The following is a 21,513-nucleotide window of genomic DNA, read 5'->3' on the forward strand; positions in this document are numbered from 1 at the left end:
TATTTGGCGAAAGACAGAGAGCCTGATATAAAAAATGAAAGCTAAAGATCTCTTTAAAGGCACTGCTAATTTACCTAAATTTCCTCCAGATGGTTGGATACAACTGGAGTAGATTCCCTTGGCAAGCTAGCATACCCCCAGTTCGAAGATGACGTCGGCGTCACGTCTTCGTCGACGACCAATCCTAATTAATCCGCCAAAGCAACTCCAGATAGACAAGACCATACATTAACATCCACTGTCAAAACCCATTGTGAAAATATTTAAGGCTTGTCAAAACGGTCAGAATTTACCTCGCTTGATTCACAGCATATCAATCTCTAGCATATGATTTTCGTTAAAGAGCGGCGATAGCTATGCTTCTATAAGTCAAAATATTGAGCAAATTCTAAAATTAGAGCAATATATCAAGTCAGATAAAGAAGCAAATATCTAGAAAAATAATTTCGACCAAAAAGTGGAATTATTATAATCAAACAATTGATGGATGATAAAAACTTCATCTGTAACTATGAAATTTAGATCAGGAGTAGAGATAAATTGAAGATTTTACTAACTGGCTCCTCGGGGCTCATAGGAAAAAAATTAAATGGCGCCCTCAAGGCTAGGGGTGACGAAGTACTAATTGCAAAAAGAGGTACCACGTCTGAAAGAAACACCGTTTCTTGGGAAATCGATCGCGCTGAACTCTCAGGAGTTGGTCTATCCAACCTCGATGCAGTAGTTCACCTAGCGGGAGCCCCAATCGCACAAAAACGGTGGAGCCCAGAACGCAAAGCGGAGATATATGACTCTCGAATCAACGCCACAAGGTCTATCTTCCAGGCGGTGGAAAAACTCGAGGTCCCCAAGGTTAGATTTGTCATAGCATCAGCGATTGGCTTCTACGGTGACCAGGGGGATAAGATCCTCGACGAAAAATCCCCTGGCGGAGTGGGATTTCTGGCAAAAGTAACCACCGATTGGGAAAAAGCCGCAGCGCCAATCAACCAAGATGGTTGGTCTGTTGCACTCGCTCGCACCGGAATTGTTTTGGATTCAAGAGGAGGCGCCCTTGCCAAACAGCTCCCCCTCTTCAAACTAGGGTTGGGTGCCAAATTAGGGGCTGGAACTCAATGGAGCAGCTGGATTCATATCAACGATGAAGTGAGCGCTCTCGTCTTCCTTTTGGACCACCCAGAGATCGAAGGACCTGTCAACCTCGTGGCTCCAAACCCTGTTACTAATTTAGCCTTTACGCGCGCCCTTGGAAATGCACTGCATCGTCCGGCAGTACTCGGAGCCCCCAGTGTGATACTGAAAGCACTGTTGGGCGCCGAGATGGCCCAAGAGATGCTATTTTCATCGGCGCGAATTCTGCCGTCAGTCCTAGATTCAGCCGGCTTCAAATTCGAATTCCCCGAAATTAACGGCGCTCTCGCCAATTTAGTGGCGAATAAATAGGAATCTGGAGATACAAATCTCGTGAGGTAAAGTTTCGAGGTTGTCACCACCTTCCTAAGTCGCAATATCTGCAATCTAATTCTTACTTTAAAGTGAGTTAGACATCGAAATAAATTGAAATAGACACAATCGACATATTGCCAAAAATATAAATTTTGACGATATGTCGATCAAAAAGGCGATAATTTAAAGGCGTGGCTATTTCATATGAACAAGGATCTTCTTCAACACCCCTTTTGGCCGAGACAATTGGAAGTAATCTAGAAAAAACCGTATCTAGATTCGGTGATCGCGAGGCGCTAGTAGCGATCCATCAATCAATTCGTCTCACTTACAATGAATTCAACAAGCTGGTCGACGACCTAGCGCTCGGCCTTCTCAACGAGGGGTTCACCAAGGGCGATCGGATCGGGATCTGGAGTCCAAACCGCTACGAGTGGGCTATCGTCCAGTATGCAACCGCAAAGATTGGCGTAATACTTGTAAACATCAATCCCGCCTATCGTACCTTCGAGCTTGAATACGTCCTAGACCAGTCGGGCTGTAGTGCAATCTTTGCCATGACCAGCTTCAAGACCTCAGACTATTCGTTGATGATCAACGAGGTAAAAGAGAGGCTACCTGGGCTTCGTCGCGTCTTTCTCTTCGAGGACTCGAGCTATAGCGATCTTTTGGTCAGTGGAGCAAAAGGAGACAGAGAACAATTGCGTTCGATCTTGAACCAGTTGGACTTTGACGATCCGATCAACATCCAGTACACCTCCGGGACTACGGGCTTTCCCAAAGGTGCAACCCTCTCTCACCACAACATTCTAAATAATGGCTATTTCGTGGGAGAAACCTGCAAATATACGGAATTCGACTCTGTCGTAATCCCTGTGCCTTACTATCACTGTTTCGGGATGGTGATGGGGAATCTAGCATGCACCTCGCACGGTTCAAAGATGATAATCCCCTCTTTCGCGTTCGAACCAAAAGCAGCCCTGTCTGCCGTCACCACCGAGACCGCAACTTCTCTTTATGGCGTACCGACCATGTTCATAGCAGAACTAGCAGACCCGACCTTTGGCGACTACGATCTATCGAGCCTGCGCACCGGGATAATGGCCGGTTCGCCATGTCCTGTGGAAGTCATGAAACAAGTCGTAAGCAAGATGAACATGAGTCAGGTCACTATCTGCTATGGGATGACAGAGACTTCGCCTGTTTCCACCCAAACCAAGGTGGATGACGAAATCGAAAAACGAGTTGGAAGTGTCGGGCGAGTACTTCCGCACTTGGAAGTAAAGGTCGTTGACAGTGACGGGCACTGCGTTGAACGGGGGGTTCCTGGAGAGTTTTTGACTCGCGGCTACTCGGTAATGCTCGGCTATTGGAATGACTCTAAAAAGACGACCGAAGCGATCGATCCTGCTCGATGGATGCACACTGGCGATTTAGCAATAATGGACGAAGACGGCTTTCTCAACATCGTTGGAAGAGCAAAGGACATGATAATCAGGGGAGGCGAAAACATCTATCCACGAGAGATCGAGGAATTTCTATATTCGCATCCAGATATCATGGACGTCTCTGTCATTGGAATTCCCGATCCTGTCTATGGTGAGGTCGTCATGGCTTGGATAACACTCAAAGAGGGGGCTAATCTCACTCAAAAAGATATCCATGACTACTGCGAAGGTAAGATAGCCCACTATAAAGTTCCAAAGGTCATTAAATTTGTCAGCGAATTTCCTATGACCGTTACAGGCAAAGTCCAAAAGTACGTCATGCGACAACAGGCCATCGCGGAGTTAGGACTTGCGCCTTCATAGTCGAACCAGGTGATCAATGATCAAATCACCACCGTCCGGAGAGTCCTGAAGCGTCGATGACGTTACTAGTCAGTGAATTGATCAAGTAATTTTGACTCGCCAACTACAAATCAGTCCCGATTACCTTTTAATTACGATCTAGACTCAATTGAATGATAGAAATGCAAAACGCCGCTTCAAAACTCAAAAGTACGCTCCATCTAAATGTAGAACCTATCGGAATAAGTTTTTCAGATAGGGTCGATCCATCGCAGGAGTTCTTCGACATTGAGATGCCACTGCCCACAGAAGATGGACGCACCGGCAGAGTCGCCGCTGGATGTGTATTTTGGATGCACGCGGTGGAAAGGCGTTTCGCAACAGTTGCAGCCGACCATGCAAACTGCTCGGTCGGCTCTTTTACCCATGGTTTCTTGGAACTATCCGTGGCTGCAACAAAATCAGATGTCGGTGCTCTAGTAACTTCGGGCTGGGTCAGTGAATCTGACTTCGGCACCATAGAGCACGTTACAACCCAACCCGAACAGGTAATCTACGAGCCGCTCTCCTCTTCAAGCTCCGTTCCTGATGTCGTTTTTCTGCGATTGAATGCGCGCTCTGCAATGATCTTTAGAGACGCATTTCCAACCGCTAGGATCGAGGGAAAACCCCAATGTCATATCGTGGCTATCGCCAAAGAGCTAGGGGAGATAGCGCTATCGTTTGGATGCATGCTTTCGCGAACCCGAACCTCGATGCCATCTTCGGAGATGACCGCCGCCATTCCTGGGCCATTACTACAAGAGGCACTGGATCGGCTCGAAGAGACAGCGTCGATCGATCGAAACGTGGCCAACTATGCATCGATTGATTCGAAACGATTTGCGAATTAGCAGATAATGAAAGTCTCCTCTAGCAAGATCATCTCAAATCGATGAAGCCTCCTTTGAACTCATCACGGATACGACGTCTAAGCAAGCTCGTCAATATGGGTTCAAAGGTTGCAGGCCGAACAATCGCTGAAAAGGCTTTAGCTACCTTTAATGCACACGAGCCTGGTGTGCCAATCGACAGGTCTCGACAGATAACAACTATCAATGATGTGGCAAAAGAGCTAGGTTCGATGAGAGGCGTTATGACCAAATTCGGTCAAATGCTAAGCTACGTATCAACCCCAATTCCTCTCGAGCTACGTTCACCATTTAGCTCACTCCAAGACAGCGTCCCGCCGATGTCAAAGGAGTTGGTAGACGAGATTATACGACAGGAACTTGGAGATGGTCCCGATGGCGTATTTGCAATTTGGGATCCAGAGCCAATTGCCGCTGCTTCAATTGGGCAAGTTCATCGTGCCGTTACATCAGATGGAGCAGCCGTCGCAGTAAAGATTCAATATCCCGGAATCAAAAATACCATTACCGCAGACCTATCAAATCTCCGCCTCATAGCCAAGGGTCTGAAATTGGGATATCCATCGATGGACACCGATTCGATGATAGACGAAATCGCGGATCGCATCTTAGAAGAGCTTGACTACAAGGCCGAAGCCACCAATCAAAGAAAATTCGCTAACTTCTTTGAGGGCCACCCAACAATAGTCATACCGAGAGTTATTGCAGACTATTCAACCGAAAAATTACTCACTACCGAACTTGGAGAAGGGGTCAGCTTTTCAAAATTCCAAGAATACGACCAAGAGGCCAAGGATCTGGCCAGTGAAACAATATTTCGATTTGTCTTTAGAAGTTTATATCAACTTAGGTCATTCAACGGAGATCCCCATCCTGGCAACTACCTCTTTGGAGAAGATGGCCGAGTCACTTTTTTAGATTTCGGATTGACCAAACACTTCGGAAAGCAAGAGATCGAGATCTTTGAACATCTGATTATTGCAATGGTAATCGACAAGGATCCAGTGGCTTTTAGCGCATCGATCAAATCGGCTGGATTGCTCTCTGAATCGTGCGACCTTGATGTCGAGCAAATCTATGACCATTTTGTCCCATTTTATGAGTCGGTTATGGACAACAACAAATTCGCCTTCAACGAGGACTACACATCACGCCTCTTCGCCCATACCTTCAACCAGAAGGCACCGATCGCCAAGTACCTAAATGTATCGCCATCGTTCGTGGTCATTCAAAGAATCAATCTGGGTCTCTATTCAATCCTTGCCGCCCTCTCTGCTGAAATGAATTTCCGAGGTATAGCCGGCGAAATTTGGCCATTCACGAAGACGCCGCCATCAACTGACATGGGAGCAAGAGAAGTAAATTGGCTCAAAAACCTCGATGAAGGTACCGCGAAGCAGTAAGCGCCGGGGGTGACCCACGGGCAACCTCACTTAGAAAGCTCCTTCTAGTTATCTCCAAAAGAAAGAACAAGAGTGAATCTGGATAAAGTAGCTCCACCTAAATTATTTCCACAGCCCAACGCCAAGATCTAAATACTACTTAGAGATCACCAGCAGATAAAAGTGGTAGAACCACTACCAAAGGTCAAACACATCCGACTCCAACCCCACCATTCAAAAATGACCAAACTCTTCCAAACTCTTGAAAAGAAATCTTCGCATTAGCAATTACAAAGGAGACCGGTCTCTTCGAGCATTACTTAGGTCACCTTTAGGGCGCAATCCTCCTTTGCAAGAAAGAGCGCTTCATCTGGATCCATCGGCCTTGCGAAAAAGTATCCTTGGATAAAGTCAACCCCTAGGGCTTGAACCCTCTCTAGCTGCGCCTGGGTCTCAACTCCCTCGGCAACTGTCGCCAACTTTGATGCTTTTGCAATCTCCACCAGCGCTGGCAATATAGCTGCGGCTTTAGATCCTGAATCGGAGTTTTGGACATAGCTCTTATCGATCTTCAAAATGTCAAAGGGAAGATCTCGCAAATTAGCTATGGTCGAGTTTCCTACTCCAAAGTCATCCAGGGCAACCAGAAACCCAAGGCGCTTCAATCCGTCCACCTTCTCTAAAAACTGGTCAGATTGAAGTGCTAGATTACCTTCGGTAATCTCCACTACGACGTCGTTGGGCAAAAGCCCAAACTTTGCTAGGAGGCGATTCAACTTGAAAGAAAAGTCACGCTCCAGGAATTGAAGTGGTGAAAAGTTAATTGCGAAGGTTGTGTTTAGCTTCATAGATCGCCATTTAGCAAGTTCTTGAAGTGCATCGCCGAGAATAGACCAGCCCAATAGATTTATAACGTGGTTCCGCTCTGCACTTGGTATGAATAAGTCAGGCGGAATTATTCCTCTTTGAGGATGGCGCCATCGAGCCAGAACTTCAAAGGATTCTATTTTTCTCGTATCTGCCCTATAGATTGGCTGATATTGAAGAAAGATCTCTTTTCTCTCCACAGCTCGCCGCAGCTCAACCACCAAATCAAGGTCGGAGAGAAGATTTGCGTCGGATCTAGAGGCTGGACGAAATACCTCCACCCTGGCTTTACCCAATGATTTGGCACGATACATGGCTAGGTCTGATTCGCGCAACAGATCTGCTGGAGTAACGGATTTATCTCGCGAAAAGGCCACCCCGAGGCTAGCAGTAATCACGTGGTCGGCCCCATCTATAGATATTGGAGCCGATATCCCCGCTAGGATTCTCTCGGCAATATCGGTGGCCTGAGAAACGCTTCGAATTCGACTCAACAATACTACAAACTCGTCTCCACCAATTCGAGCCGCAACGTCTCCGGGTCGAATCAAATCAATTAGCCTCTTGCTAACTTCGATGATCACAAGGTCGCCATATGCATGACCCTTTGAGTCATTGACGGCTTTAAAGCCATCCAAATCAATAAAAATGAGAACCGTCAACTGCTTAAGACGCTGTGAATCAATTGCTGATTTTGTCCGGTCCAAGAGAACGCTTCTATTGGCCAACTGGGTCAATTCATCTCGAAGGGCTCGTTGTCGCAACATCTCTTCAAGTTCAACGCGATGAGTAATATCGGTAGCAGAGAGATAGAACCCATCGATTTTTCGACCAGAATCAAATCTTGGTGACGCATTCAACTGTAAGTGAATATCGCTTCCACCACGACCAGGCACCTTGACCGTCAGGGTCTCCAGCTCTAAGCTTTCGTCAGACATCGAATCAAAATTATCTAAAAAATCGACAAAAAACCTGCCAATTCTAATCTTCTCGTCCGCTCCGACCATGCTAAATAAATTTCGACCAACAATTTGATCGCCCGGAATTCCTAATGTTCGTCCGACCGAAGGAGACGCTAGCTCAACGACGCCACAGACATTGACTATAGCAACCATATCTTGTAAGTTTTGGGTCAAAGAACGAAAGACCTCTGCCTCTCGTTCCGCTTGCAGTCTCAACTCTTGGCTGACTCGAGATTGAACTGCGCCATTCAAAGCAGAGGCAACGACCTTAGAAAAGTTTTCGACAAAATGAAGGCTCGGGCCTATTCGATTTGAAATTGGCGAAACCGATATCGAGATAGTTGATCCATTTGGACCTGAAATACTTATAACTTTGGACTCATGCAGAGAGGGCGACTCAGGGGCAAGGTTATCATTGGGGCCTACGGAATCCGCGTCAGCAAAATCTGACTTTAGAGCTGCGTGGTCGCCATCAAAAGCCACCTCTACTTCAACTTTGCCAAACTCACCATGACTTGCCAGTGAGTCAACTATGCGACTTGCTAGGGCCTTTGGCGAGGTGATCTCTTGGGGCTTTTGCGCCATCAAAACCAGTGATTCAAGCTCGCGTTCACGACGCATGGCCTGCTTGCGCAAGCGCAACTTCAAAATCGCGGCGCTGATAACTCTGGAAAACTGAGTCATCACATCCAAGTCAAAGAGATCAAATCTCTCCTTATTAGAAGAAAGCAGTCCGATAACTCCAATGCAAGAAGCAAATTCATCCATCAGCGGAACGGCGATAACAGATTGGGAACCAGATTGTACACTATGTAAATAATCCAACAGGGCAACTTCATTTGGCCAACAACGTCTAGCTGAAAGGTCAAAGATGATCACAGGCTTGCCGGTCTTTCGAACCACGCCAGCGACTCCTTCGTCGAGCGATCGCTGGCGTCCGACTACACCACCAAGCGGTCCATAAGAGGCTTCAATCGTCGCCAGGTGAGTCTCATTGTCGGCAACGATAATCCTCGCTGAGTCTGCGCCCACTCCTAGAGCCGCCTGCTCGCAGATCTTATTCAGGCTATCGAATGCAAATTCTGCATCCACAACGCCTTGGATGGCACCACCTAAAACCTCTAGATGGTGGCCCTGCCTCACAAAATGATCTTTGCGTTGCATATCCATCAAGTAGCGAGACAGGCGTCTAACGCCTCGATAGGTTATGAATTTAGTCAACTCTTGCAGCTGGCTACCTTTGTCTACTTTCGCAACCAATACGCCCAGCAGACTACCACTTAGAGCGTTATCAAAAAACGGAACAGTCAGTAAAGAGATCTGGCCATCCTTGGACGAATTCGGATGTTCTGATAGATTGATGATCCGATTTGATCTTGGGAAGGCTTCGCTCACCCACTCTGTCAAAAAGTTGCCTTCTGCCTGTATTGGCATGAAATCAAACAGGCCAATTCCGAAACCCAAGGAACCCCGCTGGGAAGTACCTACCTTGATAAATGCGAGTCTAAATTTATCGTAGGCATATATGACTGCGAAGTCAAAATTCGCACTCACCACCAAAGCCTCACATGTATCGGAGGCTACTTGACGAAGCTCTTGATCATCTGTCCAACGCTGCAACTAAGACCGACTCTCTCCCCTGATAAATCTGTTTCTACCATCATTACGCGAAATCAATATCAAATAAAGAAATGTCCTAAATTTAAAAAGCACCTAACCAGATAGCAATCGGCAAAAACACCATCACACTATAGTTAGCCTTTGCTCAAGAATCCTTCGCACCAAGTTATTACGACCCCTCAAGGGGCCCAATCTCCTTATCAACACTCCATAAGAGCGACTCCCAAAAGCAGAATCTAAAATAAACAGATATACAACCAGTTCAACATCTAGGGCTCGACATCTAGTGCTTGCCAAAATCCGATATCTCCTATTGTTCGAGATGCTACCACTCAAACAATAGCGGAGACCAAGCAGACCAAGTAGTCAAATAATACTTCCAAAGGCTAACTATCATATTTATTTAATCCAGGTACAGTCTACGAAGGCCCTTGACGTCTTTAAATGGCTAAAATGCTAAGCGTATTTCACCATCCATGATGCTTGCTGGGGCCAGATTCCAAGACCTTGAGCCCGCCTCCTTTAGTTGGATTGGGTTCACTCATTTACTTTTGATGATTCAGCTATCAAACCAGCTCGTTCTGAAATCACAGCTGTCACAGCTGTTATCTGATAATTTTTCTCTCTAGCATTTGCAAAGAACTATCTCTCGATCATGTTGATGCGCGCTCACGGGCAAGGAGCAAAATCCAGAACTGGGAGAATCGGGTAATTTCTCCTCATAACTACACCCCATCAGACTCTTCAATGGCGCTAATAAAATGGGCGCCAAAAGATAAGTTACCGGCAAAGAGGGGCCTAACAACCCATGAGGAAGGCCAAACAATTAGATCGCTCACAATAGCGTAAAAAGCAAGGTGTCGGATTTCTCAGAGCAAAGGCGCCAAAAGGCCCATATCTGCCGCTATTAAATTATTTCCAATATAGCCTTATCTATAATGGTTCAAAGTCGTATTAAATCTGCCCTAACAGCCAGAGCGAAACATTCCATGCATCGATGTGCAAACGATATTGACACAAAGATAGCAATCGCCAATTGATCAGAGATGAAAACATCAAGTGAACCAGAGTCCATCGCCTCACCAGAATTCCAATGATCCAATAATTTCGAAAGAACCCCGTTGGCCAGCTTCGATCGCCCTCTTAGTTGCAATCGCACTTTATGTCGTCCTTCCACAGACTCTCATCTATGGTCCTCGGTATCTAATTCCCGCCCTTGAAATCGTCCTCATCGTACCACTCACAATCTTCAATCCATTTCGAGAACACCACGAAACTAAGGCTCTTAGATACCTAGCTATTTCACTTATAGCACTTGTAAATTTTGCCAATATTACATCTGTGATTCTCCTGGTTCAAAGGCTTCTCGATGCATCGAAGATCTCCGGACGAAGTTTGGTCTATTCGGCAGTTGCAATATGGCTGACAAATGCAATCGTCTTTGGACTTTGGTTTTGGGAGTTAGATCGAGGCGGACCAGCCAAACGTGCTGTCCATCATGAGGCCGTCCCTGACTTTCTTTTCCCTCAGATGACAGACCCACAATTTGCTAAACCAAATTGGAGGCCCACATTGATCGATTACGTCTACGTCGCATTCACCAATGCAACAGCCTTTAGCCCCACAGACACAATGCCCCTAACATCCTTTGCCAAAATGCTCATGACCGGGGAGTCGATCGTCTCCATGATAACTGTTATCGTTGTCGCGGCTAGAGCGATCAATATTCTTCCCTGAAGGGTTGATGCAAGGAAATTGCCCTAGAAATGCAGAGTTAGCAAGGATTATCAAAAAAAAAAGGAACACCCGAGCAAAATCCTGATAAATCGATACTCTCCATATCTGGCCTTTGTTTCCCCTTTTCAACGTTGTCTGTCTTCCTTTATTTTTACCTAAGTGCTACTACTAAAGCACTTAGGTAAAAACCACGCTGGCAACTCGAAAGCATTCAAAGAACCATACGGGTCGTTAGCTTCGAACTAAAGTGCCGAATATACAAAGATGTCTATTGCTCGCAGCCCCTAGGTGTCAAGGGAGTTGTGAGCTAGGCGATTATTTGCATCGCCCTCAGGATTAGGATTCGAGGCTTCGCAATAGACCCCGTAGTGCTAGCTCGTATCCATAAACTCCAAGGCCGCTAATTTGACCAACAGCTAACGCCGCCAAAACAGAGGTATGTCGAAAAGCTTCACGTGCATGAACATTTGATATATGGATTTCGACAAAAGGCACCTTAACTGCTGCTAATGCATCCCTAATCGCATAGCTATAGTGCGTGAAAGCACCAGGGTTGATTACGATTCCATCATGATCACCAAACGTTGCATGAATTGCATCGATGATGGCGCCTTCATGGTTTGACTGAAAAAATTCAAGCTCCACATCTAATTCGCTTTTCAGAGACTCCAATCGAGCCTCAATCGTTGCCAACGAGTCAGAGCCGTAAATCGTGGGCTCCCGTCGACCCAGCATATTCAAGTTCGGGCCATTGACAATCAGTACCTTTTTCAATTATCTCTCCCTCCAATTGGATAACTATATGACCATACTTGTCAAGCGCAATCTCTATCAACTTGAGAATTGGCCCTTCTAGTCACTCGAAAGTACCCTTTCCTCGTCTCATCTAAACCCTTGATCGTCAATTTGGAATGCCACCTAGGCTCCATGGCGTCCGAAGGACGGCCGAGATGCCTAGAACCTCCGAGTCGAACTGGACTAACTTAATGCATAAACCTCCTTGAAGGCAGATCCAATTTAGACCTCAAAGTAGTTCGGTTGTTCCGGGGGCGAAAACTTTTCGTTTAACTTGGTCGATATTGCTCATCTTGACGCCAACCTCAGTCACCTGCTCGGTGAAATTCAGAATACTTCGGATCTCTAGTCAATTAGATTCAACCTCTCACCCCACGCTAGGAGGAGTTATCGTCGACTCTATCGACGAATGTGACCTCAACCACTAAGACCTCCTCAAATACAACTACGTTACTATCGGACGTCACGAACAACTATTGCTACGTGGTCGAGCACTTAAATGGTCCTATCCGACAAGGTCAACTCCTCAAACTCATCTCCGTCCACCCAAAGATCCGAGTGCGGACCCTTCTAGCTAACTAAAGGATCTCTCTATCCCCTTAAGAGCTGCCAGCATTGCATTATTAGCCGGAGTGGCTATACCAAAGCGCACTCCAAGTCGCGCGATAGCACCGTTGATAAAATCAATCTCCGTCAATTCGCGTCTCTCCACGCTTTGAAGCATCGACGCCTTAAAGTCTCTGGGCAAGTCCACCCCGGCATGCTCCCAGATCGCCTTAACATTTCGCTCGGTAATGGAAATGCCGGCTGCATCTGCAAGATTGATCCCTTCAGTGATAATCTCAAAAGCAGATCTTTGCACCTCTTCAATTTCATATAGGTCGCCATATGCAAGCCTGGTAATCGCGCTAAGCGCTCCAGTAGCCAGATTCACCAAAAGCTTGTCCCAAATCGTTCCAACTATGTTGTTGGAGATGACGGTCATCAATCCAGCGTCGTCAAAAGTCCGGGCAATTTTTTCAAGTCGCGGAGTAATTCTGCCATCTGTTTCACCTATGACGGTCTCCCTATTTTGAATGGTCACCCCAAATTGGCCCAAGTGGTTCCGAGCACTGCCTACGTAAGTCCTGGCACTCAAGACCTTGTCGACGCCAACTACCTCAGCCAATATCTCTTCATTGCCAAGGCCATTTTGAATGGTCAAAACACTACTCTTTCCCCCAACCACGCCAAGGACACTTTGAATAGCTCCCCTAGTTTGCCTTGATTTGACCAAGATTATAATCAAATCGGCAACCGGTATTTCGCGAGAATCGGCTGTCGCCCTTACCATCGATACCTTGGTTTGACTATCAATATTGATAGTCAAACCATTTTCATTTATCTCCTTGGCTTGTTCGCTTCGCCGGCAAAGTAGCGTAACTTCGCAGCCGCTATCAAAGAGCAAGGCTGCGAAAGCACTCCCCAGCGCGCCAGCGCCCACCACACAGACCGAAATGCCCATCTATTTACACCATTGACCTTCGAAATCTAATAAATAACCGCTTTTAGCTTGATCCAAAAGGACAACGAAGACCACACCAAGAAGAAGCATCGCTCTAAAAGAATCAAATCCGACCCATATGACGGTATCAAAGTCCACAAGAACCATCAATCTAAATTCCACAAGACTCAAATACAAACGAATGAGACAACCGCTCCACTTAGTAGAGTCGTAGAGGCCCGACCGCTCCCAAATACCTACGCATTCAAAGGTGCTCGATTCCCCTTCGCTCTCCAGCCGCTTTCATTCTTCCTGCACGTCAAGAAGGAACCGAAGTGAGAGGTTGGTAGCCCATTTCCCACGCCCAACTTTCGTTGTCGTAGTTTGCTTGGAGTCCTACCATCGTCGACAGCATTTTCTACTTTACGTTCACCACAGCAAACTAACATCAAGAGATCTTATTCACTTCCCGATAGGAAGTGAATAAGCTGATTTGGCGGTCGCAGATCCTCAATTTGATGTCCACATCAGTGAGGTAATTCTTGTTCGTCTTGCCGATCGCATTCCGAACAAGAATTGCCATCCTGAAAGTTATCCCCATGCTGAAGCGTTGAGAGAGAGATCCAAGGACTCGATCGGGATAGTTTGGGCTGCCATGTGCCGCATTAATCCTTTGAACCTTGGAACATCCGACCTAGAAATTTATTTAATGTATTTATTCTTTATTCTCGATGATTGACCATGGTGAACAGATCCTAGAGATCTTCTTCGACTTCGCATTACCAACCAAGCGGGGAAGGTCTTCAGTGCGATGAACGTAGTCCTCGATCTGAAATAGGTCACTTTGTCACATCGGGTTACACTTTGAAGTCTTTCTTATGCTCAACGAATCTCAGCGATTGTTAGACGATACACTTTCTAGGGGTGGTTCCAACAAACTTTGCATTAGAGAGAAAGTCTCCCTGGCGTTTTCAGTTCAAGCACCGCATGCCGTGTCAAGGCTAAGTACGCTGGGGGATATTTCGTGCCAGTGGGCTAGGTATCACTTGTAGCTTTTTGGGATATTCGAAGATGACGCAAATGACCCTATCTCTAATCTCGGGTATAAAAATGAAAGTAACCAACTACTGCGCCGCACCACCAATAATCTGCCTAATAGCAGATTAACGTCTTGCATACACCTAGTAGGAACAGGTAACGTCCTTGTCATTGGATCTCCCCTGCCTCGATATCGACCCTCCCGAGCCAAGAGTCGATATAGTGAATACGGATATCCACCGCGTTAAAGCCCGCCTGGTCCTTAAATTGGATACGGGCAGCTTCTCTAGTCACAACTCTGCGTTTTGTTTTGATCTGGACACTTCAGCCACGATCCAATAACTTCCGTCAGCAAATAGGCTGAAGGTTGTATAAAAGCGAAATTCAGAACAGTCATCGTCTCTGATCACCGAGCACAGCTCGGCATCGTTAGTTGAGCGAAATCCCACTCCGGAAGAAATCCGCTAATGCTTCCATGGTGATTTTAAAAAGAACTAATAGCCCCTAATTAAGGTTAAATCCGAAGTCCTGCACCATTTACGATACGACACAACCTCTAGATTCGAAGATACGATGTTCATCATCGGACTGTGGAAGTTCATAAATTGCTGGCCAACGCTATTAGCGGTTCCAATCATATTGTTGAAATTAGGAACATCTAACCCTGGTCGTGCGTAAAGAAAATGATAATCCAACAATCTGCCAAAATCAACGGCGACAATTTGCCGCCAAATTTTCGACACTAACAATCTAAGATCGACATAAGCAAACTAAAAAAGATCTCCTGCAAATGAAAGGCTAAGTAGCCAAATCATTTAGGACGTCAATCAATGTCTCATCAGAAACCTCCACGCCTCCTTCAGGCAGGCCGATTCCATTTAGGACCACAAACCGGACTCCGCCACGATATTTTTTGTCATGCATCCAAGCGCGGTGCATGTCTTCCATTTGAAACCGTCCGAAAGTACAAAGACCATAAGCGCTAAGGATCTGGCGATGCTGCTCCACCACCTCATTTGAAATTCGTCCCTGTCTGTAAGCGAGATATGCCGCTGCCATCATTCCAAGCGCTACGGCTTGACCGTGACGATCAGGCGTCTCTTCTAACAGGTATTCAAAAGCGTGTCCAAAAGTATGGCCATAGTTAAGATATATACGCTCGCCTTGCTCGCGCTCGTCCGCAGCGACAATTTGCGCCTTTATATCAACCGAACGAGCCACGACAGAACAAAGCAAGTCCTTGTCACCTAATAATATAGCCTGTGCATTCTTGAACAAAAACGATAGAAGCTCTGCATCGGCAATCAATGCATGCTTGATGGTCTCAGCGATCCCCGAGACGAAGCCATCCTGTCTCCTAGAAGATGCAATATCAACGTCATCAACAACAACAATTGGCTGATATATGGTTCCTATAAGATTAGATCCCTGCGGTAAATTGATGGCATTCTTACCACCAATTGCAAGGTCAACCTGCCCTAGCAATGTAGTCGGTAATAGTGCGAGCTTAATTCCACGGTTAAAGGTAGATGCCACAAAACCAACCAAGTAGCAGAGCGAATCGTCCCCTACCCCGACGATGACGTCGTCGCGATGAGCATTATGGCTCGCCAAAAAGAGCGAAAGTTGATGAACGATCTCAAATGACTTACATCTCGGACCCAAAGGAACTACAAAAGTCGAGACAACTAGCCCTCGATCCCTCAATCCAGTTGCAACAGATTCAACCATTTCAACGTCATCGATCGCCGATATCACAAAGGCATTTTCGCCACCGTGGAGCACTGGCAGCAGATCGCCAAAACGTTCGATCAAACCCTCACCAATATGCACGTAGTGAGCCCCACCCATCGGCGCCACCAATATGCTTTGAACTTGGTCAGGAACGGTCGCCGGAGCGACTACGGCCTCAATGATCTCCATGACGATAGCTTCCGGGCGACGTCCGTTAGTTCGCACTTTGAGCGTTGCAACACTTCTATATAGTGGCAGGCGCCGCTCGTATATTCCCCTCAAGTTGGCCATTGACATCATTGGGCGATAGGCGTCATGGCCAATTCTAAGTACGGCCTCGTCATATTCGACCTCAAGATAGATTACGATTGCACCAGGAAAGGCAAGCCGAGTCCCCGCGTGCTCGGCAGCACCTCCCCCTAGAGCGACCACTGCGTCAGGACCCGAAAGTATCTCAACTACGGTTCTATGTTCGATCTGTCTAAAGGCCGCCTCTCCGTCTTCGTCAAAGATCGCTCGAATAGATCTTTTCTCTTTCCTTTCGATATGAATATCGCTGTCAACGAAGGGAACCCCTAGTTTCTCGGCCAGCAAATAACCCACTGTCGTCTTGCCTGAGCCCATAAACCCAATTAGGACTATCACTGAACTACCTCAACTCCAATATCTACAATATGAGATCGTGATCTAGCAAAGCCCGCTTTTCCATCTAAATGGCGCCTAATAGGAATTTCACTGCACCTGCGAAAAAACCCGAGGTCTCACCCATCGAAGGTACAACTAGCTCGTAAAAATCGCCGATACAAGCTAACCCTAGTGCTACAGGATAGTGTCCCGATGATAACGCCGTGATGCCATAGTATCGCCAGAGACCAGCATTTCGCCGCTCAGGGACACACCTAATATTTGGGCCGTGTTCCCTCGACAGTGAAAGGCTCCCATTTAATTGATCCGCTACTAATCTGAGCTTTGTATCCATAATGTAGACGGAGGAAATCATTTCGATGTCCAAAAGACCTTTCCGATACATGCAAAGAAAGCCAAGCGCTGATGCTGAAGAAGCTCACTCTCTAAAAGAGTCCGAGGTTACTGAGATTTCCGAAAATGCTTACACCCTGGTGAGAGTACTTTCGGTGCAATAAGCTGCAATGAAGTAAAGCAAACAAAAAGACCTCCATCCTAAAAAGAGCATCAATCGAAAGAAGCGTCGCCTAGAAACGATCGACACTTTCCTGTCTCTTGATGCTCCAATGGCTAGATAGGTAATGCCGGAATCTTCTAACCATAGAATCACACTTCATCAGTGATCGCAAGCTATCGCATGCGATCGGTGTTTCGGAGGCGATCATTGGTACCTAAGACTCTGAGGCCCAAGAGGGATCGTAATTTCAATGACGCCACAAGTCCGCCAATACGCGACACAACCCAGACGACCCAGTAAGGGGTTTCCCGCTCCTAAGTCCATTAGCTTTTGTGTAGCGATAGGACGACGAAGGGCACAAAAGACCATCAATCACGTGACAATTCAATGCCAATGGGATCAGCCTGTAGACCAAAAAGTACCGTTGCTGTTTCGAGGTCCAGTTGGCATAGCAAACCAAAAGCTCAGGTAGCAGCGGTGTTGAGATTGTCGGATCTCCATGAAGGAAATTGGACCCGGTGGGATTGGTTCAATAGTGACGATCCCATATCTAAATCTAACTTCAATCTCATAAACCAAGAGCTACGAGGGAATCGGCAAATAGTTAACCAAAATGCAAACGCCACAGGTGGGTAAATCCATATAAAACCAAAAATAACCAGACTTCACAGGCACTAAGGTTCGAAAAACTGAGCAAATATGCCAGCTATCTTGGCCCTGTCCAATAAGGACACTAAGTCGAAGTGCACCAAACAGATGATGGTCGATACGGCAAAACCGAGCTCAATGAATCAAGCTTATCCAACCTGAAAGGGCTAGCAGGGTAACTAAAAGTACCGGAACCGTTAAGATGATCCCCTGCTTGAAATATTGACCCCAAGAAATCTTTATTCCTTTTGTTTCAAGCACATGGAGCCACAAAAGCGTGGCTAGCGATCCAATAGGGGTGAATTTAGGACCAAGGTCTGCCCCCACTACGTTCGCGTACACCAAGACTGAGTGAACAACACCAGATGTGTGAGAGCCGTGAATGGCAAGCGCACCAACTAGAACCGTTGGCATATTGTTCATCACCGCCGACAAGACCGCCGCTCCAACCCCACCAACCAGGGCCGAAGGAACCACGCCCGCATGGCTTACGCCAGACAGGGCCTCCGATAGATAACGAGTGAGACCCGCATTGAAGAGGCCATAGACAACCAGATACATGCCGACTGAAAAGACCACGATCTTCCAGGGTGCGTCCCTAATCACCTTAGAACTTGATAAGGCTCGAGACGAAGACGCCAAGGCTAAAAATACGATAGCAATAAGCGATGCAGGGACTGAAAGTGCGAAATGAAGCGGCTCCGAAAGCAGGTAACCAATTACAAGCGCTACCAAAACTACCCATCCAGCTCGAAAAATCCTTCGATCTGCTATCACCGAACTTGGAGTTGGCAAAAGACCAACGTCGTATCGAGATTTCAAATCCCCACGGTAGTAAAGATACAAAACACCCAAACTTGCCCCAAAGGCGACAACATCAACCGGCGCCATCGTCGCCGCATATGAGACAAATCCAATATGAAAGTAGTTGGCACTGACGATATTAACCAAATTCGAGACTACAAGCGGAAGGCTGGTCGTATCGGCAATAAAACCTGCGGCCATTACAAAGGGCATGGCCGATCGCCGATCAAAACCCAAGGCAATCATCTGCTCGTAAACTATCGGCGTGAGAATCAGAGCAGCTCCATCGTTTGCAAAAAAGCAAGCGACAAAGGCTCCAAGTACAAGTTGGTATATAAATGCGCGCGTCACGCTTCCTCGCGCAAGGATCAGCACATGCAGAGCTGCCCACTTGAAGAAACCAACTCGATCTAATACCAGAGAAATAATAATTACCGCAACAAAGGTAAAGGTCGCATTCCAGACAATCGACCAGACGGTGGCCACATCAGCTAATTTAACCACGCCAAGGGAGATAGCGACGATCGCCCCGCCAGCCGAAGACCAACCGATTGAGAGCCCCTTGGGTTGAATTATGACCAAGGCTAAGGTAACTCCAAAGATCACGACGGCACAAAAGGAGAGCCAAAATCCACTCAATGCAATCATTAGAAGGCACTTTCAAAGAGGATGAGTCGCCCAACCCTACCGAAGGGGAGATCAATAAAATTTGCACGACGACTGGATCGTAAACTGAAATTTAAGGTGTTCAAACCAACGTTCCTAACCACTTGAACTAAATAGACACTGACAAACGGCCACAGAATCAAGGAAGGGCTATCGAAAGTGAGAGGAATCAACTAGGCAATATCAATCTAACTGACCATCGCCTAAGTGCATCCAAAATAACCAAAGGACAAATCGACATGGACAAAGGCTCCCTGGCCCAAGAACGCAAGTAGCCGAGAGAAAAACTATGGAAATCAATCACATCAAGTTAGAAAAGGTTACAGCGTGCGATCCTAGGTCCATTAATTGGCCCAAGCAACTTCGAATCGTGACAGTCTCAAAATAGCCATTCGCTTATAAGAGACCACGGACTGGATAAAGCCTGGCCAAGATAATTCTCCGGAGAAAAACTGCATCAAAAAATGAGAGAACTAAAAGATCAAAGGTAAGCTATCGTCACTATCTAATTACCCAAGGTTTCACATTCAATTTCCTAGAGCTATGAACACAACTAGGTTCTAGCTGCAAATTTACCTTAAATTACTCATAAGGACTTCCGCGATAAGCCAACTACCACAAGCTAGCAAAAACGACACTGCGATAAACACGGTCTATTTAAAGACGATCTATATAGAGGCCACTTATTGAAAGCCTAGATTCTCGGACTTTCTTTTCATCCCAGCGTTCATTGCAACCCATGGATGAAAAAACCAATGACGACGATTAAAACCCCCGCTCTTAAAAGAGCGATTCATCTGGCGACGTTAAATCGCACCCAAAGATACTAAAAATGCTCCCAAATCGATTTGTCACAGAATTTTTCCAATTCAGATCCAGCTGATACAAATAATCCCTCTACCTTGAAAATGACAGATATGACAAATGTTTATGATGCCATATAATGTGAAGCTAGATCTGGGCAGAAATCTTAAAAGTTAGATTGATACAAGATCGACGTGGCACCGTATCCGACGCAATGAAAAATAGTGGTCAGACGATAAAGAAAAAGAAGAAAGTAGCTTACCTAGTAGGAATCTTCGCAGTCTTCATGCTGGTCTCACAAGTTATCATTTCAGATACTGTCACGTCAAAAATCGCTAATGATGCACAAAATGTACTCAAAGCACGGCCGACGGTTTCCCCTAACCTAGGACCCATGAGCTTCTCAACCACCAACTGATAGGCTTTAGACTCTCAACCAATACCTACAAAACAGCCCGAATCTCAGATATTACTCCGAATGCCTCATTTGCCGGGGTTAAACTTGCCCATAACGGAGTCTGTCCTAGTGCAAACAAAATTGATTTGGATGCCACAATTAAAGCCGCCTCGATATCAAACCACATCCAAAGCCAACTGCTATCTGCTAGCGGACTTTCTGTAACTAATGTGACCATCGATCACTCTGGGATCCACCTAACTGCTGGACCAGGAGGTCTCGCTCAGATCCTCCTCTACCCTTCGAGAGGCAACGATAAAAAAACTTCCAAATCAAATCAGTCCAGCTGTTTGAACATTCGCTGCCCTTGAAAACTGTCGCTCAAAGCCTAGACCCATCCATCTCGCTCAACCAGGTCTCAAAGTATATTCATCTAAAGGTGATAAGACCATCATCATCTGGGCTTTTACTCAGTTTTACGGCAAGCAACGTACCCTTGGCGGCCTCTTCAAATTGCCGCCCTTGAGCCTCAAAGAGAGCCCGACCATTTTGGGCCAAACCGTCATCTCGCAAAAAGTGCCCAGCGATCAAACAAGTCGATGCGATAGATCCACATCACTACATCAAGAGTAAAAGCTTCTGGGTGCAAGATGCCGCTGGATCAGTCCAAAGTTACTAGGCGATTCCAAAAAGACCTGCCCCAAGAGCCCTTGAGTCAAAGCGGCCTATTGATCCAAAGGCATTGCAACGAATACTGGAATCAACCGAGAAGTCTTAGTTGCATATTCGCCATATGGTGGAAAAGCCTCGACAGCCCTAGCCCACCAAAGTTCTCTTTCTTCACCAGAGACCTCCTCGACCCGATAGTCAAGCACCCTTGAGCCATCTTGGATCATTATCAAACCAGGATTTGCCTTGAGGTTATGATACCAAAGTGGATGATCCTTTGATCCGCCCTTTGAGGCCACCAATGCGTACTGGCCGGAGTGTTCCACCCTCATCAATGGCGTCTTTCTAATCTTTCCCGATCGACTACCGAGGCTTGTAACTATCACGACAGGTAGGTTCGATTCACCTAAAGTATTACCTTGTCTACCTTCTGAGCTTTCATAGGTCTCTACTTGATTTCTAACCCAATCACTCGGACTGGCTTCGTACTCTCCATATAGTGGCATGAATAGATACTATGCGAAACCACTAGGTGAGTCGATACTCTCGCGCGATCCATCCACAAAACCACATACATTGATTTAGCCCAACTTGCAGCTGAAATCTAAAAGCACAAGGT

The 21,513-nt window shown here is 46.4% G+C and carries 13 protein-coding genes; 5 read left to right on the forward strand and 8 right to left on the reverse strand.

All coding sequences use genetic code 11. The features are described from left to right. Positions 1 to 540 precede the first annotated feature (540 nt). The 4 genes from ACIDITHRIX25_RS95550 (at position 541) to ACIDITHRIX25_RS95565 (ending at position 5,550) form a co-directional block, all read left to right on the forward strand. The gene (locus ACIDITHRIX25_RS95550) at positions 541 to 1,443 is read left to right on the forward strand and encodes a TIGR01777 family oxidoreductase (protein ID WP_082058663.1); all 903 of its coding nucleotides are present in this window, start codon (positions 541 to 543) and stop codon (positions 1,441 to 1,443) included. Between the two features lie 194 nt (positions 1,444 to 1,637). Continuing rightward, complete coding sequence (locus tag ACIDITHRIX25_RS95555) at positions 1,638 to 3,257, forward strand: AMP-binding protein (RefSeq protein WP_052605778.1); 1,620 nt, start codon at positions 1,638 to 1,640, stop codon at positions 3,255 to 3,257. A gap of 152 nt (positions 3,258 to 3,409) precedes the next feature. Further along, entirely contained in the window at positions 3,410 to 4,129 is a 720-nt protein-coding gene (locus ACIDITHRIX25_RS95560; protein ID WP_213333445.1) for a DUF169 domain-containing protein, read from the forward strand. A 53-nt stretch (positions 4,130 to 4,182) separates the two neighbouring features. Next, complete coding sequence (locus ACIDITHRIX25_RS95565; protein WP_213333446.1) at positions 4,183 to 5,550, forward strand: ABC1 kinase family protein; 1,368 nt, start codon at positions 4,183 to 4,185, stop codon at positions 5,548 to 5,550. Positions 5,551 to 5,849: 299 nt separating this feature from the next. Here the strand turns inward: ACIDITHRIX25_RS95565 and ACIDITHRIX25_RS95570 are convergent, their stop codons facing one another. Next, positions 5,850 to 8,978 (reverse strand): EAL domain-containing protein, encoded by a 3,129-nt coding sequence (locus ACIDITHRIX25_RS95570; RefSeq protein WP_201733195.1) that lies wholly within the window; start codon positions 8,976 to 8,978, stop codon positions 5,850 to 5,852. Positions 8,979 to 10,037: 1,059 nt separating this feature from the next. On the opposite strand from ACIDITHRIX25_RS95570, the gene ACIDITHRIX25_RS95575 reads away from it, so the two are divergent. Further along, positions 10,038 to 10,715, forward strand: a complete 678-nt coding sequence (locus ACIDITHRIX25_RS95575) for a hypothetical protein (RefSeq protein WP_052605782.1) — start codon at positions 10,038 to 10,040, stop codon at positions 10,713 to 10,715. 336 nt (positions 10,716 to 11,051) lie between these two features. Here the strand turns inward: ACIDITHRIX25_RS95575 and aroQ are convergent, their stop codons facing one another. From aroQ to ACIDITHRIX25_RS95610, 7 genes are all read right to left on the reverse strand, one after another. After that, positions 11,052 to 11,489, reverse strand: a complete 438-nt coding sequence (gene aroQ / locus ACIDITHRIX25_RS95580; RefSeq protein WP_201733196.1) for a type II 3-dehydroquinate dehydratase — start codon at positions 11,487 to 11,489, stop codon at positions 11,052 to 11,054. 595 nt (positions 11,490 to 12,084) lie between these two features. After that, on the reverse strand, positions 12,085 to 13,014 hold the full coding sequence (locus ACIDITHRIX25_RS95585) for a ketopantoate reductase family protein (protein WP_201733197.1): 930 nt from the start codon (positions 13,012 to 13,014) through the stop codon (positions 12,085 to 12,087). A 1,815-nt stretch (positions 13,015 to 14,829) separates the two neighbouring features. Beyond that, positions 14,830 to 16,410 carry a bifunctional shikimate kinase/3-dehydroquinate synthase gene (locus ACIDITHRIX25_RS95590; protein ID WP_201733198.1) on the reverse strand — a complete coding sequence of 527 codons (1,581 nt, stop codon included), beginning with the start codon at positions 16,408 to 16,410 and terminating at the stop codon, positions 14,830 to 14,832. Positions 16,411 to 17,689: 1,279 nt separating this feature from the next. After that, positions 17,690 to 19,006, reverse strand: coding sequence for an arsenic transporter (locus tag ACIDITHRIX25_RS95595; RefSeq protein WP_201733199.1), 1,317 nt, complete (start codon positions 19,004 to 19,006; stop codon positions 17,690 to 17,692). 1,265 nt (positions 19,007 to 20,271) lie between these two features. Then, positions 20,272 to 20,463, reverse strand: coding sequence for a hypothetical protein (locus ACIDITHRIX25_RS95600; protein WP_201733200.1), 192 nt, complete (start codon positions 20,461 to 20,463; stop codon positions 20,272 to 20,274). A 191-nt stretch (positions 20,464 to 20,654) separates the two neighbouring features. Further along, complete coding sequence (locus tag ACIDITHRIX25_RS95605) at positions 20,655 to 20,798, reverse strand: hypothetical protein (RefSeq protein WP_160291776.1); 144 nt, start codon at positions 20,796 to 20,798, stop codon at positions 20,655 to 20,657. Positions 20,799 to 20,950: 152 nt separating this feature from the next. Further along, positions 20,951 to 21,400, reverse strand: coding sequence for a nitroreductase family deazaflavin-dependent oxidoreductase (locus ACIDITHRIX25_RS95610; RefSeq protein WP_201733201.1), 450 nt, complete (start codon positions 21,398 to 21,400; stop codon positions 20,951 to 20,953). Positions 21,401 to 21,513: the final 113 nt, after the last annotated feature.

The organism is Acidithrix sp. C25 (genome assembly GCF_904848545.2).

What these genes read in the sequence shown, in the direction of transcription:
- ACIDITHRIX25_RS95560 (WP_213333445.1), top strand. Translation starts at nt 3,410, where the DNA reads ATGATAGAAATGCAAAACGCCGCTTCAAAACTCAAAAGTACGCTCCAT.
- ACIDITHRIX25_RS95585 (WP_201733197.1), bottom strand. Translation starts at nt 13,014, where the DNA reads ATGGGCATTTCGGTCTGTGTGGTGGGCGCTGGCGCGCTGGGGAGTGCT.
- ACIDITHRIX25_RS95595 (WP_201733199.1), bottom strand. Translation starts at nt 19,006, where the DNA reads ATGATTGCATTGAGTGGATTTTGGCTCTCCTTTTGTGCCGTCGTGATC.
- ACIDITHRIX25_RS95600 (WP_201733200.1), bottom strand. Translation starts at nt 20,463, where the DNA reads ATGGTCACATTAGTTACAGAAAGTCCGCTAGCAGATAGCAGTTGGCTT.
- ACIDITHRIX25_RS95610 (WP_201733201.1), bottom strand. Translation starts at nt 21,400, where the DNA reads ATGCCACTATATGGAGAGTACGAAGCCAGTCCGAGTGATTGGGTTAGA.